This is a genomic window from Pseudomonas sp. TJI-51 (assembly GCF_000190455.2).
Taxonomy (GTDB): domain Bacteria; phylum Pseudomonadota; class Gammaproteobacteria; order Pseudomonadales; family Pseudomonadaceae; genus Aquipseudomonas; species Aquipseudomonas juntendi.
The window spans coordinates 1-17623 of record NZ_AEWE02000036.1 but is presented as its reverse complement, the minus strand read 5'-3'; the positions used below and the strand labels follow the sequence as shown (position 1 = coordinate 17623).

Sequence of the window (17623 nt, the reverse complement as noted above, 5' to 3'; positions counted from 1 at the left end):
GGACCACGAAAAGTCGGTTTCGATCTGTCATTCATCGCCCGGCTCCGAATAATTTGCGCCCTCCCCCAGGCGCCCTGGAATATTCAGGCCGAAGTGCAGGTAGGCATGCCGTGTGACGACGCGGCCACGCGGCGTGCGCATGATGTAACCCTGCTGAATCAGGTAGGGCTCGAGTACGTCTTCGATGGTATGGCGCTCTTCGCTGATGGCCGCCGCCAGGTTGTCGACGCCCACCGGGCCACCATCGAACTTCTCGATCATGGTCAGCAACAGGCGACGGTCGGAATGATCAAAACCGCGCTCGTCGACGTCCAGCAGGTTCAACGCCATGTCAGCCACGGCCTTGGTGATCTGGCCCTTGCCGCGCACCTCGGCGTAGTCACGCACGCGGCGCAGCAGGCGGTTGGCGATTCGTGGCGTGCCACGGGCACGGCGGGCAATTTCGTAGGCACCCAGGTCCTCGATGGCCAGGCCAAGAATATTGGCCGAGCGGCTGACGATGGTGGCCAGGTCCTTGTCGCTATAGAACTCCAGGCGCTGGACGATGCCGAAGCGGTCACGTAGCGGGTTGGTGAGCATCCCGGCACGGGTAGTTGCACCGACGAGGGTGAACGGCGGCAGGTCGAGCTTGATCGAACGGGCCGCTGGCCCTTCGCCGATCATGATGTCGAGCTGGAAGTCTTCCATGGCCGGGTACAGCACCTCTTCGACAACCGGCGACAACCGGTGGATCTCGTCGATGAACAGCACGTCGTGCGGTTCGAGGTTGGTCAGCATGGCCGCCAGATCGCCCGGGCGCTCCAGAATCGGCCCAGAGGTGCTCTTCACCGAAACGCCCATTTCATGGGCGATGATGTTGGCCAGGGTGGTCTTGCCCAAGCCTGGGGGGCCGAAGATCAGCGTGTGGTCGAGCGACTCGCTGCGCCCGCGAGCAGCCTGGATGAACAACGACATCTGCTCGCGCACCACCGGCTGACCGATGTACTCGCTCAGGATCAGCGGCCGGATCGCACGGTCCTGGACTTCTTCACGGTCGCGGCCACTGGCGGCGATCAGGCGGTCGGCTTCGATCACTTGGCAATCATCCCTTTCAGGCTGCGGCGGATCAGTTCTTCACTGCTCAAGCCGGCCTTGTCCTTGATCGCGGCAATCGCCTTGCTGGCTTCCTGCGGCTTGTAGCCCAGCGAGACCAGGGCACTGATTGCATCGGCCTCGGCGCTTGATGCGCTGGCGGCCGGCAACGGCCCATCCGACACCAGGGTAAACATGGCCGGCGAGGTTTCCCAGGCCTTGAAGCGGTCCTTGAGTTCGACCAGCAGGCGTTCGGCGGTTTTCTTGCCGACCCCCGGCACGCGTACCAGGGCCGAAGTATCCTGGGCCTGCACGCAACGTACCAGCTCGTCGACCTCCAGCCCGGACATCAACGCCAGGGCCAGCTTGGGCCCTACGCCGTTCAGGCGGATCAACTCGCGGAACAGCTCGCGCTCGCGCTTTTCGGCAAAACCATAGAGCAGGTGGGCGTCTTCGCGCACCACCAGATGGGTATGCACAGTGACGGTTTCGCCCACTTTGGGCAGACGGTACAGCGTGGTCATGGGCACTTCGAGCTCGTAGCCCACGCCATTGACGTCGATAATCAGGTGCGGCGGCTGTTTTTCCGCCAGGGTGCCGCGCAAACGTCCAATCACGTTCCGATCCTTCCTCTCGGGGAGCCGGTCAACGACCGCTCAACCCTATCAGCAAATGCGGCGGGTGAATGCTTCACCCGGACAAATTTTGTATCTGCGCATGAAGCGCTCAAAGACGCAAGCGCCCGCCACGTCGGCGTGCGGTGGCCAGGCCATGGGGCACCAGGCTGGAACGGGTATGGGCATGGCACAGGGCAATGGCCAGCGCATCGGAGGCATCGATCTGCGGCTTTTGCGTCAGTTTCAGCAGGTGCATGACCATCATCATCACCTGTTCCTTATTGGCCCCACCGGTGCCGGCCACGGCTTGCTTGACCTGAGTGGCGCTGTATTCAGCGATTTCCAGGCCGGCTTCGGCAGCGGCAACGATAGCAGCGCCGCGCGCCTGGCCGAGCTTCAGCGCCGAGTCGGCGTTGCGGGCCATGAACACCCGCTCGATGCCCATGGTTACCGGGCCGTGCTGGGTGATGATTTCACTGACACCACGAAAAACGATCTGCAGCCGCTCGTGCAGCTCGCCGCTGCCGGTGCGGATACAACCCGACGCCACGTAATCGCAACCACGGGCGGTCTGGCGGACGACGCCGTAGCCGGTGATTCGCGAGCCGGGGTCGATACCTAGAATCAGAGTCATAGTGCCTGTCGTAAAAAACTAACGTTGCAAGACCATAGGGGCCGCTGCGCGGCCCATCGCCGGCAAGCCAGCTCCCACAGGTACTGCACAGGCTTCAAGGATTGCGCGGTACCTGTGGGAGCTGGCTTGCCGGCGATGGGCTGCACAGCAGCCCCAATAGCAGCCTTGACTCGGCGAGTCTGCAGACCTTAGCCGAGGTTTTCCATGATCTCGTCGGAAATCTGGGCGTTGGAGTAGACGTTCTGCACGTCATCCAGGTCTTCGAGCATGTCGATCAGCTTGAGCACCTTCTCGGCACCCTCGTGGTCAAGTTCGGCACTGGTGGTCGGCTGCATCACGATTTCCGCGTCAGCGGCCTTGAAGCCGGCCTCTTCGAGGGCGGTACGCACGGCATAGAAACTGTTGAACGAGGTGAATACCTCGAACGAACCGTCCTCGTTGGCTACCACGTCGTCGGCATCGGCCTCCATCGCCGCTTCCATCAACGCGTCTTCGTCCACGCCCGGCGCAAAGCTGAGCTGCCCCTTGCGCTCGAACAGGTAGGCCACCGAGCCATCGGTACCGAGGTTGCCGCCACACTTGGTAAAGGCATGGCGCACGGCGGCGGCGGTACGGTTGCGGTTGTCGGTCATGGCTTCGACCATGATCGCCACGCCACCCGGGCCGTAACCTTCGTAGCTGAGCTCTTCGACGTTGTCGCTTTCGTTGGTGCCCGCACCACGGGCCACGGCGCGGTCGATGATGTCGCGGCTCATGTTGGCGCCCAGGGCCTTGTCCAGCGCCAGGCGCAGGCGCGGGTTGGATGCCGGATCAGGGCCGCCCTGCTTGGCAGCAACCGTCAGTTCGCGGATCCACTTGGTGAAGACCTTGCCTCTCTTGGCATCCTGGCGCTCTTTGCGGTGCTTGATGTTCGCCCACTTGGAATGACCAGCCATAACGACTCCGTTTTCCTTGAATCACAAACAGCCCCGCCCCATGACGGGGCGGGACGGGAAAATGCCTGCGCCGAAACGCAAAGGCGCATCCATGTGGATGCGCCCGGGACTGCTTATTCGACCTTGGTCTGTTCACGCAGTCGGATGTGCAGCTCGCGCAGGGCCTTGGCGTCGACCAGGCCAGGGGCCTGGGTCATGACACACGCGGCGCTCTGGGTTTTCGGGAAGGCAATCACTTCACGAATCGACTGGGCGCCAGTCATCAGCATGACCAAGCGGTCCAGGCCGAAGGCCAGGCCACCGTGAGGCGGTGCACCGAACTTCAGGGCGTCGAGCAGGAAGCCGAATTTCTCTTCCTGTTCTTCGGCTTCGATACCCAGCAGGCGGAACACGGCCTGCTGCATCTCTTTGCGATGGATACGGATCGAACCGCCACCCAGCTCGGTACCGTTCAGCACCATGTCGTAGGCACGCGACAGCGCGGTAGCCGGGTTGGCCTCGAGCTCTTGCGGGGTGCACTTCGGCGCGGTGAACGGGTGGTGCAGCGCGGTGAAGCTGCCGTCTTCGTTCTCTTCGAACATCGGGAAGTCGACGACCCACATCGGTGCCCACTCGCATGTCAGCAGCTCGAAGTCGTGGCCCAGGCGGATACGCAGCGCGCCCAGCGCTTCGCTGACCACCTTGAACTTGTCGGCACCGAAGAACACGATGTCGCCGTCTACGGCGCCAACGCGATCGAGGATGGTGTTGAGGTTGGCCTCGGGGATGTTCTTGACGATCGGCGACTGCAGGCCTTCGACACCCTTGGCGCGCTCGTTGACCTTGATGTAGGCCAGGCCCTTGGCACCGTAGATGCCGACGAACTTGGTGTACTCGTCGATCTTGCTGCGCGGCATGCTGGCGCCGCCTGGCAGGCGCAGGGCGGTTACACGGCACTTCGGATCGTTGGCCGGGCCGGCGAACACCTTGAAGTCGACATCCTTGAGCTGGTCGGCAACGTCAACCAGTTCCAGCGGGTTACGCAGGTCTGGCTTGTCGGAACCGTAGCGGCGCATGGCTTCTTCGAAGGTCATGTGCGGGAATTCGCCGAATTCCAGGTCGAGCACTTCCTTGAACAGCTTGCGGATCATGCTTTCGGTCAGGCCCATGATCTCGTTTTCATCGAGGAAGCTGGTCTCGATGTCGATCTGGGTGAATTCCGGCTGGCGGTCGGCACGCAGGTCTTCGTCACGGAAGCACTTGGCGATCTGGTAGTAACGGTCGAAGCCGGCCACCATCAGCAACTGCTTGAACAGCTGTGGCGACTGCGGCAGGGCGAAGAAGCTACCGGCGTGGGTACGGCTAGGCACCAGGTAGTCGCGCGCGCCTTCCGGGGTTGCACGGGTGAGGATTGGGGTTTCGACGTCGAGGAAGCCATTTTCGTCAAGGAAGCGACGGATGCTGCTGGTGATGCGCGAGCGCAGGCGCAGCTTGTCGGCCATTTCCGGGCGACGCAGGTCGATGAAGCGGTAGCGCAGGCGGGTTTCTTCGCCGACGTCGGAGTACTCGTTCAGCGGGAACGGTGGCGTTTCTGCTTCGTTGAGCACGGTCAGCTGGTAGCCGAGGATTTCGATGGCACCGGACGCCATGTTGGCATTCACTGCACCCTCAGGGCGCTTGCGAACCTTACCGGTCAGTTGCACGACGTATTCGCTGCGCACGCGGTCGGCAGCGGCGAAAGTTTCGGCGCGATCCGGGTCGAACACGACCTGGGCCATGCCTTCGCGGTCACGGATGTCGAGGAAGATCACCCCGCCGTGGTCGCGGCGCCGATGGACCCAGCCGCAAAGGGTGACTTCCTGGCCGTCCAGGCTCTCGTTCAGTTGGCCGCAATAATGGCTGCGCATCATGATGGTGGTTTCGCTTCTCGTGATTCGTGTATTCGGTGGAGGCCTTGGCCGCCCGGAGGGCTAATACTGCAAGACCCGGTCACAGCATTCAACTCAGTCGGCCTTGTCGCCGCCTGCCAGATTCTTTTTCGCCCCGGTCTTGAAGTCGGTTTCGTACCAACCATTACCGCTCAGGCGGAAGCCTGGGACCGACAGCAGCTTCTTCAGCGCTGGCGCCTGGCAGGCCGGGCAATCGGTCAGCGGCGCGGCGCTGATCTTCTGCAGCACTTCCATACGGTGCTCGCAGGATCCACATTGATAGTCATACAAGGGCATGGGTGTCTCTCGTCAACCAAAACGCTGGCTGCGGGGGCAGCAAAAAGCGGGATTATATATGGTTAGCAAGCACTGCGCAGCCCGCCAGGCGATCAGCGCGCACTTGGCGGGTTCTGCAGCCACGCCACGCAGATGACCCGGATCAGGCCGCTGAAGTTGCGCACGCCACCCTGGCGCAGGTGGATCTCGCGGTCAACGTAGGACAGCACCGCGCTGACCGAGCAACGGTTGGCGGCGGCAATGCGCTCGAGGATCTGCCAGTAGACGGCCTCCAGGCGCAGGCACGTGGAAAAGCCGTTGAGGCGCACGGAGCGCGACACCGGCTGGATCTGCAACATGTCGAAATCCGCCTTGAACGGATCGATGCACGGTTTCCCCGGCCAACGCCCCTGGCCATTTACACGCTTGCTCGCTTGCATCATGCGCCACACTTCCTCGTCACAGGTACCAGGTGGCCTATGAAGCGCTGATGGGCGCGGTTAAAGCAGCGGCAAAGTGTTCCTGCACAAACACTGATTGTCATGCACGACGCGGCCCCTGTGGGAGCGGGCGAGCCCGCGAACACCGGCGTAGCCGGTGCCAGCCACCGCGCTGGATTCTTCGCGGGCACGCCCGCTCCCACAGGGTCCGCATCGTGCTTATGAATCGAGTTCTCTGCGCGACAGCGCAGCCCGTAGGGCTGTGTTATCTCCCACAGGGTTATGTGACAGCCTGGGTAATTATTTGCCGTCGAGCAAAACCCGCAGCATCCACGCGGTCTTCTCGTGCACCTGCATGCGCTGGGTCAGCAGGTCGGCTGTCGGCTCGTCACTGACCTTGTCGACTACCGGGAAAATACTGCGCGCAGTGCGCACCACAGCCTCCTGCCCTTGCACCAACTGGCGGATCATCTCTTCCGCAGCGGGTACCCCTTCCTCCTCCTTGATGGACGAGTGCCGGGCATAGAATGCGTACGACCCCGGCGCCGGGAAACCCAGGGCCCGGATGCGCTCGGCGATGGAATCCACCGCCAGTGCCAATTCGTTGTACTGCTCTTCGAACATCAGGTGCAGGGTGCGGAACGACGGCCCTGTGACGTTCCAGTGAAAGTTATGGGTTTTCAGATACAGCACGTAGGTATCCGACAACAAGCGGGACAGCCCATCAACGATGGATTTGCGATCTTCTTCACTGATACCGATATCGATTGCCATGAAGTTCCCCTTTGCATAAGGCTTGAGACTCAAGCGGGCGACGACCACTGTAGCAATACTTGGCGCCTGTCGCATGTGACATGGCGCAACACATCGCCCGCCGGGCGGCCTGCGGTTTGAGTAGCCTGCGGCTTTACTGTTAAATAGGCAGCGTGCCACCCGTGCGGACTGTTATTGCCGGGTGCATAGGCTGGCCTGCCACGTGTTTGCGCTCTACACATCATGCGCACCGTGCTGCCCGCTCTTCCTGTGATCGGCCTTATCAACTGTGAGCCAACCCCATGTTCAAGATCGTCCATCTGGTGACGGGCGTGGCAGCTTTGCTGCTATCGCTCATACCCAGCCTGAAAACCGAAGCAACCCCCTTCCTCCTGCAACCCGACGCGGTCTACCTGGCACTGCTTGGCCTGCTCAACCTGGTCCTGGCGCCAGTCGTGCCCCTGTATTACCGAGGCGCGCGCCAGCAACTGCAGCACCTGGCCTGCGCCTTGCTGGTAGTTGCCGTGGTGCTACAGACCCTGACACTGCTGGCCCGCCCGGAAATGGGCAACCTGGCAGCACTGGTCTGCGCCACGCTGGCCGTCGCCCTGCACCTGGCCGTGGGCTTTGCGCGCAGCCCGCGCAAGCCACGCAACAGCCAGCACACCGCCCCAGATACCGGTAACCGCGATACCGGCACCGTGAAGTGGTTCAATACGTCCAAAGGCTTTGGCTTCATTTCCCGTGATTCGGGTGATGATATCTTCGTGCACTTTCGCGCCATTCGCGGGGAGGGTCACCGCATCCTCGTCGAAGGCCAGCGCGTGGAATTCTCGGTGATGCACCGCGACAAAGGCCTGCAGGCCGAGGATGTGGTGGCCGTGACCCGCCGCTGATACCGCCAGCCCCAGCACGAATGCCCCCACAGGCCTGACTACCGCCCTGTGGGGGCCCCTGCACCCGATCAGAACAGTGATCAGCGCATCAATAATGCGGCGGCGGCGCCTCGTCCCCTTCGCTACCGAATTGCCCCACCATCTCTTCATGACGCTTTATCAGCTCGGTCACCTGCAGCTGCAGGCGCTCGATCACCTTCGCCTGCTCTACCACCACATCATTCAATGCCTGGAGGGTGTCATCCTGGAACGCCTGGCGGGTTTCCAGTTCGATCATGCGCATTTCCAGTGACATGTCAGGCCTCCTGATAACCGGCCAGCCCCAGGTCGCGCACACGCTGGCGTACCGCCTGCAGTTCGGCATCGGTATAGGCCACTGGCGGGCACTTGCCCCAGACCGGGGCGGGCCAGGCAGCGTCGTCACGGCGGCGCACGATCACATGCATGTGCAACTGGCTTACCACATTGCCCAAGGTTGCCACGTTCATCTTGTCGGCGCCGTAGCTGGCCTTCAACGCTTCTGCCAACAGGGTGGTCTCCTGCCACAGTTGCTGCTGCTCGTGCACATCCAAATCGAACAACTCACTCACCTCAGCACGCTTGGGCACCAGGATGAACCACGGGTAATTGGCATCCTTGCTCAGCAGCAGCTGGCACAGCGCAAACTCACCCAGCACCAGGGAATCCTGCTGCAGACGCGAATCGAGGACGAACACGGCATATCTCCTTAAAACAAAACGACCCGCATGGCGCGGAAAACATGGGTGGCAAGAATACCCTGCACAATCCCGGTAACACAGCGCTACTTTTCGCACCAAAATGAGGCCATCTACCCACCCCTCCCGCACCTGCCACCCCACAAACGACTCTGGATGAACAAATGGCGGTAACACATTGACTTTTATGAGCGCGCTTTAAATTTTAATGATTCTCGAACTCAACAATAGCAAAACGGCGCTCGACCCCGTGTTTACGGCACTTTCCGACCCTCGGTAGGGGGTTTTGTGAAAATTTCATGAACTGTTGCGAATTTTGAGCACGCTTGTTGCATTCCTTTCACGCCAAGTCGGCACGGCATCTGCAATGGCAGGTGTACGCGACAAATAACAACAGCGGCATTGGTTACCAGGGAGTTTCTTCAGCTGGCGTCGGTAGTTACCGATTCATGGCGGCTAAAGAAGCAGCGCTGGGGTTATACGGCCCTAAATTGGGGCGTGATTTGCGACATGGAAATACCTGAGCGCGACATGGTGGAAAAGTTCCGTAAAGAGTCTCTATCGCCGTATCGCCAAGAACAGTCAGCGTGCTATACATTTTCGCCGACATAACAAGAAAGAGCTGCTCCATATAACTAAAACACTTGGACGCAGCGGTACTCTTCCTAAAAACCAAAGGAGCAAATCACGATGCGCGTGATGAAGTGGAGCATGATCGCCCTGGCCGTTACGGCAGGGACCTCGCAGTTGGCAATGGCCTCCGCACAAGATGAGTCCAAAGGTTTCATCGAAGACAGCAAGCTGAACGTCAAGACCCGCATGCTGTATTTCAGCCGTGACTTCCGCAACAACGCGCCTGGCAGCCAGAGCCGCGTGGAAGAAACCGGCCTTGGCTTCCTGGGCACCTTCGAATCCGGCTTCACCCAAGGCACCGTAGGCTTCGGCGTCGACGCCATCGGCATGCTCGGCCTGAAGCTGGACAGCGGCCGCGGCCGCGCCGGCACCGGCCTGTTCCCGACTGGCTCGGACGGTCGCTCGCAAGATGATTACTCGGAAGCGGGCGGCGCTGTGAAAATGCGCATCTCCAACACCGTACTGAAGTGGGGCGACCAGTTCACCGCACTGCCAGTATTCGCAACCGACGACAGCCGCTTGCTGCCAGAAGTTGCCGAAGGTGGCCTGATCACCAGCAACGAAATCGACGGCCTGACCCTGCACGCTGGTCACTTCACTGCGCTGAACGCCCAGGCCCAGACTTACCACGACAGCCTGCGGCTGACCGAGGCCAATGTCTTTGGTGGCACCTATGCCCTCTCCGACAACCTCAGCACCAGCGTTTACTACTCGCGTGTCGAAGACCACTTCCGCAAGTGGTACGGCAATATCAACTGGGCGCTGCCGATCAGCGACAAGCAAGGCCTGGTGTTCGACTTCAACATCTATGACACCAAGTCCATCGGCAACAACCTGACCGGTGCATTCGTCAGCAAGTCCGACGGCAGCAACGAACTGGACAACATCGCAGCCAGCCTGTCGGCCGCGTACAACGTCGGCGCCCACACCTTCACCCTGGCCTACCAGAAGGTCACCGGTGACGGCGACTACGCCTACGGTGTAGACGGTGGCGGCACGGTCTTCCTGGCCAACTCCGTGGCCCGTTCCGACTTCAACGCCGAAGACGAAAAATCCTGGCAGGCTCGCTACGACCTGAACTTCGCTGAATTCGGCGTACCCGGCCTGACCTTCATGACCCGCTATGTACGTGGTACCGGTGCAACCACCCGCACCACCGACAGCGGCAAGGAATGGGAACGCGACATCGACGTCAAGTACGTGATGCAGAGCGGCCCGGCCAAGGACCTGAGCTTCCGCGTCCGTCAAGCCACCTACCGTTCGGCCGATGGCGTTTACTACGGTTCGCCTTCGATCGACGAACTGCGCCTGATCGTGGAGTACCCGCTGAGCATCCTGTAAGCCTGGCTTGCAGTGCCCCGCACCTGAAAAGCCCGGCGACCTCGCCGGGCTTTTTCTTGGCTGACAAGCGTCACGCCCTGGGGCATCCTGTACGCCTTCGTTTCACCCCCGTACAATGCGGGGCTATTTCAACGTCTTAGGCAATCGACACGGCTAACCATGCGCACCAGTCAATATTTGCTCGCCACCCAGAAAGAAACCCCTGCCGATGCAGTGGTCATCAGCCATCAGCTCATGCTGCGTGCCGGCATGATCCGCAAACTGGCCTCCGGCCTGTACACCTGGCTGCCGATGGGCCTGCGGGTAATGCGCAAGGTCGAGGCCGTGGTACGTGAGGAAATGAACGCCGCCGGTGCCCTCGAAGTGCTGATGCCAAGCATCCAGCCCGCCGAGCTGTGGCAGGAGTCCGGCCGCTGGGAACAATACGGCCCGGAACTGCTGCGCCTCAAAGACCGCCATCAGCGTGACTTCTGTGTCGGCCCAACCCACGAAGAAGTGATCACCGACCTGGCCCGTAACGAGCTGTCCAGCTATAAACAGCTGCCGCTCAACATGTACCAGATCCAGACCAAATTCCGCGATGAAATCCGCCCGCGCTTCGGCCTCATGCGTGGCCGCGAGTTCATCATGAAAGACGCCTACTCGTTCCATGCCGACCAGGCTTCCTTGCAGGAAACCTATGACCGCATGCACCAGGCCTACAGCAACATATTCACGCGCCTGGGCCTGGACTTTCGCCCTGTGCAGGCCGACACCGGCTCGATCGGCGGCAGCTACTCGCATGAATTCCACGTACTGGCCGAGTCTGGCGAAGACGACGTGATCTTCAGCGACAGCTCCGACTACGCCGCCAACATCGAAAAGGCCGAGGCCATCCCACGGGAAACCGTGCGCCCTGCGCCTACTGAAGAGCTGCGCCTGGTCGATACGCCAAACGCCAAGACCATTGCCCAGCTGGTGGAAAACTTCGGCCTGCCGATCGAGAAAACCGTCAAGACCCTGATCGTGCGCGGCGCCGAAGAGGGCAAGCTGGTGGCCCTGATCGTTCGTGGCGACCACGAGCTGAACGAAATCAAGGCCACCAAGCTGGAGCAGGTTGCCGACCCGCTGGTAATGGCCACCGAAGCCGAACTGCGCGAGGCGATCGGTGCCGGCGCCGGCTCGCTGGGCCCACTGAACCTGCCGCTGGAATGCATCATCGACCGCTCGGTGGCGCTGATGAGCGACTTCGGTATTGGTGCCAACATCGATGACAAGCACTATTTCGGCGTGAACTGGGAGCGCGACCTGCCAGTGCCACAGGTAGCCGACCTGCGCAATGTGGTTGAAGGCGACCCGAGCCCGGACGGCCAAGGCACCCTGATCATCAAGCGTGGCATCGAAGTCGGGCATATCTTCCAGCTGGGCACCAAGTACAGCGAGGCGCTGAAGTGCCAGGTGCTGGGCGAGAACGGCAAGCCGGTCGTGCTGTCGATGGGTTGCTACGGCATCGGTGTATCGCGCGTGGTGGCAGCCGCCATCGAGCAGAGCTACGACGACAAAGGCATCATCTGGAACGACGCCCTGGCCCCGTTCCAGATCGCCCTGGTACCGCTGCGCTACGAAACCGAAGCGGTTCGCGAGGCAACCGACAAGCTGTACGCCGAACTGACCGCCGCCGGCTTTGAAGTACTGCTGGACGACCGTGACAAGAAGACCAGCCCCGGCATCAAGTTCGCCGACATGGAGCTGATCGGCATCCCGCACCGCATCGTGGTCAGCGATCGCGGCCTGGCCGAAGGCAACCTGGAGTACAAGCACCGCACCGAGCAGGACGCCCAGCCGTTGCCGCTCAATGAAGTGCTGACCTTCCTGCAGGCCCGCGTTCGCCGCTGATAACCAATGCACGAGTAATCATGTTCAAGCGAAGTACCTTTACCCGGGGGGGCGCTGCACTGTGCGGCGCCCTGCTCGTCAGCGGCTGCGCCAACCAGATGTCCCAGCGCAGCGACCATGAGGAGCGCGTGGAGCGCAAGCTGCTCGCCCACACCCTGCAGATCGATGTCGGCGAGCCGAAGGTGATGGAACTGCCGCAACGGCGTGTGCGCGTGCATGAGCAAAAGCGTTTCGAAGTGACCGAGTTCGAAGTCACCCGCCGCTATGATCGCTACACGCCTTACCAGCCCTGGCGGGAGATCTACGAGATCCCGCTGGGTGCGGTGGCCGTTGTGGCGGGGGTTGGCGCCAACGTGGTCAATGTCTTCGCTTTGGGCAACCTGCCGCAAAGCATGACCCACGACTGGCTCAGCTATGGAGTGGACGGCCTCAACCCGTTCATGAACGTAGCGTCCAATGGCCGCGCCCAGCAGAACCTCGCCGGGATCAGCGAAGTGCAGAAAAGCCAGCGTGAAGAATCCACCAGCATGCCGTGGAGCGAACGCTTGGTCGAGGTCAAGGCTGGCAAAATGACTCACGAGCTGACCACCGACCGTAGCGGCGTACTGCGCCTGAACCTGCTGGACAGCCCGTTTTCGGAGCAGAACCTCAACCACGTCGGCACCCTGCACCTGCAAGTGCTCGACGAGGACAACGGGGTCCGTGGCGACGCCAGCCTGCTGGTCAGCGCCACCCTGCGCAACAAGCTCCATGAGGCCCATGAGCTGATCTTCGATGACCTCGAAGATGACGATGTCAGCCAGTGGGTACACCGGGTCAAGCGCCTGTCCGAGCTGGGCCTTGAAGAAGAAGCCAGCGAAATGGAACAGAGCCTGATCGAGCTGACCCGCAACGACCCGGAGCTGCAGCAGGAGTTTCTGCAGTCGCTGACCAAGGCTACCGGGCGATTGGTGGCTGACCCGGGGGCGCAATAACCCGGCCTCTAGCGCGATTACCCTGTAGGAGCGGCCTTGCGTCGCGATGGGCTGCGCAGCAGCCCCAGGCATTCGGCATTGCTGCTTGAATTGCCGGGGCTGCTGCGCCGACCACCGCGGCGCAAGGCCGCTTCTTTATATAGGCGCAAACAGCTCCAGCTGTTCATGCGCCCCGCGCAGATCGCGCAACCTTACCCCTACCCCCAACAAACGCACCGGCTTGCCACCGCGGGCGAACGCCTGCCCCAGCAATTGCCGGTAACTTTCCAGGTCCCTGCCCGCCCCGGCCTGTTCCAGCGTGGTTTGGCTGAAGTCATGGAACTTGACCTTGACGAAGGGTTTCTCTGGCCGGTAACTGCTGTCCATGCGGGCGATGCGTTCGTTCAGGCTTTCCAGCAGCTCCGGCAAACGCGCCAGGCAACTGGCCAAGTCCGGCAGGTCGGTGTCGTAGGTATTTTCCACGCTGACCGACTGGCGCCGGCTATCGTTGTGCACCGCACGCTCGTCAATACCTCGCGCCAGCCCCCACAACCGCTCACCGAAACTGCCGAACTCGCGCACCAGCGCCAGGCGCGACCAGTCACGCAGTTGCAGGCAGGTTTCGATACCCAGGCGCGTCAGTTTGTCTGCCGTGACTTTGCCCACGCCGTGCAGCCTGGCCACTGGCAAGGCCGCAACGAATGCCTCGACCTCATCGGGGGTAATCACGAACAGCCCGTTGGGCTTGCGCCAGTCGCTGGCGATCTTGGCCAGGAACTTGTTTGGCGCCACCCCCGCCGACACGGTGATATGCAGGGTACGCGCGACTCGCCGGCGAATATCCTCGGCAATACGGGTAGCGCTGCCCGAATACCATTGGCTGTCGCTGACATCCAGGTAGGCCTCGTCCAACGACAAGGGCTCGATCAGCTCGGTGTAGTCACGAAAGATGGCATGAATTTCCCGCGAGGCTTCGCGATAGGCCTCGAAACGCGGCTTGACGATCAACAAGTCCGGGCACAGTTTCAGCGCGTGGCGCGATGCCATGGCCGAGCGCACACCGTAGGCACGCGCTTCATAATTACAGGTGGCGATCACGCCACGGCGCTCTGCCGAGCCGCCCACTGCCATGGGCCGCCCGGCCAGGCGCGGGTCGTCACGCATCTCGATCGCGGCATAGAAGCAATCGCAGTCAACGTGGATGATCTTGCGCAAAGACATGGATGACCGTCAGCACTGTAAATTCATACAGATAGTATCGCATGGGGCCGCCCGTTCAACAGCTGACCCGCATGCCCACGCGATAATCGGCCTGAAAGGCCCGCCGCGCCTGAGCCGCATGCAGGTGTGATGCGCTAAGGGTTTGAACAAAAAAGGTTTTTTCAAAACAATTGCTTGACACCAGCGCGCAAATCCGTAAAATTCGATCTCACAGGCGCGGGATGGAGCAGCCTGGTAGCTCGTCGGGCTCATAACCCGAAGGTCGTCGGTTCAAATCCGGCTCCCGCAACCAGTTTCGAGAAAAGGCCACTGTTCACGCAGTGGCCTTTTTCTTTGCCCATGAAAAAGCGATTTTTCAAAAAGTCTCGGTAAATCAAAAAGTAGCGCTTGACACACACGCTGCAAACTGTAGAATTCGCCCCACTGACGCGGGATGGAGCAGCCTGGTAGCTCGTCGGGCTCATAACCCGAAGGTCGTCGGTTCAAATCCGGCTCCCGCAACCAGATTCAAGATAAGGCCACTGTTAACACAGTGGCCTTTTTCTTTGCGCTTGAAAAAGGTCTGGAGCCGGAGCGTGAAAACACTTGACACCAGACCGGCAAACTGTAGAATGCGCACCTCTGACGCGGGATGGAGCAGCCTGGTAGCTCGTCGGGCTCATAACCCGAAGGTCGTCGGTTCAAATCCGGCTCCCGCAACCATATTCGTCAGAACAAACCCCGCCTGTGTAACAGCAGCGCGGGGTTTGTTGCGTTTGTCTCCTGCCACTCGTATGACCGGGTCTACCGACCCAACCTGCGGTGTTGAGGGCTCATCCTCAGGATGAACTATCTTTAACGCTGCCGGACGACTGCAAGTCATGTTGTCCGGAGTAATATCCGGATACGTTTTCCAAAGGGACTTTCACTTGGCCGCACCTCTCCTCCACCTCGCGCTGCTAGCCCGGGGCAATTCATGACTACGCACAACCCCGAACCCCAGGTACCGCTCGCCACGGTGCTGCCAGGTGCGGTACAGCGCCTGCCGTTGCTCGAACGCCTGAGCCGCTACCGCCAGCCCATCGGCCTTGCGGTGACCCTGCTGCTGTTCACCATGGCCCTGATCGCTTGCCGCCACTTGCTCAGCGAGCTGGACATCTACGCCTTGCACGACGCCATGCTCAGTGTGCCGGCGCAGTCGTTGCTGGGCGCTTTTGTCGCGACGGTGGTCGGCTTCGTGATCCTGCTGGGCTATGAGTGGTCGGCCAGCCGCTATGCCGGGGTGAAGCTGCCGGCACCTACCCTGGTGCTGGGTGGTTTCAGTGCGTTCGCCATCGGCAACGCCATCGGCCTGTCGATGCTCTCGGGCGGCTCGGTGCGCTACCGCTTGTACGCCCGCCATGGGCTGGGCGCTGGCGAGGTCGCACGCATGACCGTTTTTGCCAGCCTGTCGCTGGGCTGCGCGCTTCCGCCCCTGGCCGCCCTGGCGACCTTGAGCGATCTGCGGGCTGCATCCAGCGCACTTGGCCTGGCCCAGGGCCTGCTGGCAGGCATCGCCAGTGCGGTGCTGGTCGCCTCTGCCCTGCTGGTCATCGGCTTGTACCGTCGGCGCCTTGCCGAACAGCCACTGGCCAATAACCTGCTGGTGCAACTGGGGCGCCGCACCTTGCGCCTGCCGGATGCCCGCCTGACTGCCCTGCAACTGCTGATCACTGCACTGGATGTGGCAGGGGGCGCCNNCGGGGGGGGCCCCCTGCCGCTACCGTGCTGTACCTGCTGCTGCCCGAAGCGCCCCCGTTCGGCGCGTTCGTGCTGGTGTATCTGCTGGCCTTGGCGGCAGGTGTGCTCAGCCATGTACCGGGCGGGGTCGGGGTGTTCGAGGCGATTCTGCTGGCGGCCTTTGCCAACCAGCTGGGTGCGGCGCCGCTGGCTGCCGCATTGCTGCTGTACCGGTTGATCTACGTAGTGGTGCCGCTGCTGCTGGCCTGCGTGTTGCTGTTGGCGAACGAAGCCCGGCGCCTGCTGTTCGCCCAGCAGGCCATGAAGGCCGCCTCGGGCCTGGCTGCGCCTATCCTGTCGATCCTGGTGTTCCTGTCCGGTGTGGTGTTGCTGTTCTCCGGCGCCACCCCGGAAATCGACACGCGCCTGGAGCACATGGGCTTTCTGGTGCCACACCGGCTGATCGATGCATCGCACTTCGGCGCCAGCCTGATCGGCGTGCTGTGCCTGCTGCTGGCCCAAGGCCTGCGTCGGCGCCTGTCGGCCGCCTGGATGCTGACAATCGTATTGTTGCTGGTCGGTGCCCTGCTGTCGTTGCTCAAAGGCTTCGACTGGGAAGAGGCCAGCCTGCTGACCTTTACTGCCACCTTGCTCGCCGTGTTCCGGCGCTCGTTCTACCGCCCCAGCCGGTTGATGGAGCTGCCGTTCTCGCCGGTATTTCTGGTCGCAAGTGCCTGTGTTGTCGGGGCCTCGGTGTGGCTGCTGCTGTTCGCCTACCAGGATGTGCCCTACAGCCATCAGCTGTGGTGGCAGTTTACCCTCGACGCCGACGCCCCCCGCGGCCTGCGCGCCGCCATGGGCAGCGCCTTGCTGTTGGCGGCCCTGGCACTGACCTGGCTGCTGCGCACCGCACCACCGGTGATCCACCTGCCTGACGAAGAAGAACTGCAGCGTGCCAACCGCATTCTGCTGGCTTCCGACCAGCCTGACGGCGGCCTGGCACTCACCGGCGACAAGGCCTTGCTGTTCCACCCACGGGACAATGCATTCCTCATGTACGCCCGGCGCGGCCGTAGCCTGGTGGCACTGTACGACCCGATCGGCCCGGCCCAGGAACGGGCCGAGATGATCTGGCAGTTCCGCGACCTGTGCGACCTGCACCATGCGCGGCCGGTGTTCTACCAGGTACGCGCGGAAAATCTGCCGTTTTACATGGACATTGGCCTGACCGCGCTGAAACTGGGTGAAGAGGCCCGGGTCGACTTGCGCCGCTTCGACCTCGAAGCCAAGGGCAAGGAAATGAAGGACCTGCGTTATACCTGGAACCGCGGCGGACGCGATGGCCTGAGCCTGGAAATCCACGAGCCTGGCCAAGCCCCACTGGCAGAACTGAAGGAAATCTCCGATGCCTGGCTCGGCGGCAAGAACGTACGCGAGAAAGGCTTCTCGCTGGGGCGCTTCAGCCCGGACTACTTGCAGCACTTCCGGATTGCCCTGATTCGCTTCCAGGGCCGCCCGGTGGCCTTTGCCAACCTGCTGGAAACCCACAGCCACGAACTGGCCAGCCTGGACCTGATGCGCGCCCACCCCGAGGCCCCCAAGCTGACCATGGAGTACATGATGATCGGCTTGATCTTTGTCTAGTCCTGAAATAGGT

General features: G+C 61.8%; 15 protein-coding genes, 3 tRNA genes and 1 pseudogene. 8 read left to right on the top strand and 11 right to left on the bottom strand.

The window, feature by feature from the left end:
- Positions 1 to 27: 27 nt before the first annotated feature.
- From ruvB to G1E_RS08110, 8 genes are all read right to left on the bottom strand, one after another.
- Positions 28 to 1074, bottom strand: coding sequence for a Holliday junction branch migration DNA helicase RuvB (gene ruvB / locus G1E_RS08145; protein WP_009684052.1), 1047 nt, complete (start codon positions 1072 to 1074; stop codon positions 28 to 30).
- A complete protein-coding gene (ruvA, locus tag G1E_RS08140; RefSeq protein WP_009684051.1) occupies positions 1071 to 1688 on the bottom strand; it encodes a Holliday junction branch migration protein RuvA in 618 nt (205 codons plus the stop codon). Before ruvA ends, ruvB begins: the two co-directional genes overlap by 4 nt.
- A gap of 109 nt (positions 1689 to 1797) precedes the next feature.
- A complete protein-coding gene (gene ruvC / locus G1E_RS08135) occupies positions 1798 to 2322 on the bottom strand; it encodes a crossover junction endodeoxyribonuclease RuvC (protein ID WP_009684050.1) in 525 nt (174 codons plus the stop codon).
- Between the two features lie 188 nt (positions 2323 to 2510).
- Positions 2511 to 3257 (bottom strand): YebC/PmpR family DNA-binding transcriptional regulator, encoded by a 747-nt coding sequence (locus G1E_RS08130; RefSeq protein WP_009684049.1) that lies wholly within the window; start codon positions 3255 to 3257, stop codon positions 2511 to 2513.
- A gap of 113 nt (positions 3258 to 3370) precedes the next feature.
- A complete protein-coding gene (gene aspS, locus G1E_RS08125) occupies positions 3371 to 5146 on the bottom strand; it encodes an aspartate--tRNA ligase (RefSeq protein WP_029888030.1) in 1776 nt (591 codons plus the stop codon).
- A gap of 93 nt (positions 5147 to 5239) precedes the next feature.
- Positions 5240 to 5461, bottom strand: coding sequence for an FmdB family zinc ribbon protein (locus G1E_RS08120; protein ID WP_009684047.1), 222 nt, complete (start codon positions 5459 to 5461; stop codon positions 5240 to 5242).
- A 92-nt stretch (positions 5462 to 5553) separates the two neighbouring features.
- Positions 5554 to 5883 carry a ribbon-helix-helix domain-containing protein gene (locus G1E_RS08115; protein WP_009684046.1) on the bottom strand — a complete coding sequence of 110 codons (330 nt, stop codon included), beginning with the start codon at positions 5881 to 5883 and terminating at the stop codon, positions 5554 to 5556.
- Between the two features lie 297 nt (positions 5884 to 6180).
- The gene (locus tag G1E_RS08110) at positions 6181 to 6654 is read right to left on the bottom strand and encodes a Dps family protein (protein WP_009684045.1); all 474 of its coding nucleotides are present in this window, start codon (positions 6652 to 6654) and stop codon (positions 6181 to 6183) included.
- A gap of 281 nt (positions 6655 to 6935) precedes the next feature.
- On the opposite strand from G1E_RS08110, the gene G1E_RS30065 reads away from it, so the two are divergent.
- Positions 6936 to 7529, top strand: coding sequence for a cold-shock protein (locus tag G1E_RS30065; RefSeq protein ID WP_009684044.1), 594 nt, complete (start codon positions 6936 to 6938; stop codon positions 7527 to 7529).
- 88 nt (positions 7530 to 7617) lie between these two features.
- On the opposite strand, the gene G1E_RS08100 is transcribed toward G1E_RS30065, so the two are convergent.
- Positions 7618 to 7824, bottom strand: a complete 207-nt coding sequence (locus G1E_RS08100) for a SlyX family protein (RefSeq protein ID WP_009684043.1) — start codon at positions 7822 to 7824, stop codon at positions 7618 to 7620.
- A 1-nt stretch (position 7825) separates the two neighbouring features.
- On the bottom strand, positions 7826 to 8245 hold the full coding sequence (locus G1E_RS08095; RefSeq protein WP_009684042.1) for an HIT domain-containing protein: 420 nt from the start codon (positions 8243 to 8245) through the stop codon (positions 7826 to 7828).
- Positions 8246 to 8935: 690 nt separating this feature from the next.
- On the opposite strand from G1E_RS08095, the gene G1E_RS08090 reads away from it, so the two are divergent.
- The 3 genes from G1E_RS08090 (at position 8936) to G1E_RS08080 (ending at position 13068) form a co-directional block, all read left to right on the top strand.
- Entirely contained in the window at positions 8936 to 10219 is a 1284-nt protein-coding gene (locus tag G1E_RS08090; RefSeq protein ID WP_009684041.1) for an OprD family porin, read from the top strand.
- 159 nt (positions 10220 to 10378) lie between these two features.
- Positions 10379 to 12094 (top strand): proline--tRNA ligase, encoded by a 1716-nt coding sequence (locus tag G1E_RS08085; protein ID WP_009684040.1) that lies wholly within the window; start codon positions 10379 to 10381, stop codon positions 12092 to 12094.
- A 20-nt stretch (positions 12095 to 12114) separates the two neighbouring features.
- Entirely contained in the window at positions 12115 to 13068 is a 954-nt protein-coding gene (locus tag G1E_RS08080) for a hypothetical protein (protein WP_009684039.1), read from the top strand.
- A gap of 135 nt (positions 13069 to 13203) precedes the next feature.
- On the opposite strand, the gene dinB is transcribed toward G1E_RS08080, so the two are convergent.
- Positions 13204 to 14262 (bottom strand): DNA polymerase IV, encoded by a 1059-nt coding sequence (dinB, locus tag G1E_RS08075; RefSeq protein WP_161892868.1) that lies wholly within the window; start codon positions 14260 to 14262, stop codon positions 13204 to 13206.
- Between the two features lie 221 nt (positions 14263 to 14483).
- Here dinB and G1E_RS08070 point away from each other — a divergent pair.
- The 4 genes and pseudogenes from G1E_RS08070 to mprF form a co-directional block, all read left to right on the top strand.
- Positions 14484 to 14560: transfer RNA gene (locus tag G1E_RS08070), tRNA-Met, on the top strand.
- 135 nt (positions 14561 to 14695) lie between these two features.
- A tRNA-Met gene (locus G1E_RS08065) sits at positions 14696 to 14772 on the top strand.
- A gap of 121 nt (positions 14773 to 14893) precedes the next feature.
- A tRNA-Met gene (locus G1E_RS08060) sits at positions 14894 to 14970 on the top strand.
- A 253-nt stretch (positions 14971 to 15223) separates the two neighbouring features.
- A pseudogene (gene mprF, locus G1E_RS08055) lies at positions 15224 to 17601 on the top strand (bifunctional lysylphosphatidylglycerol flippase/synthetase MprF); the annotation flags it as partial.
- Positions 17602 to 17623: the final 22 nt, after the last annotated feature.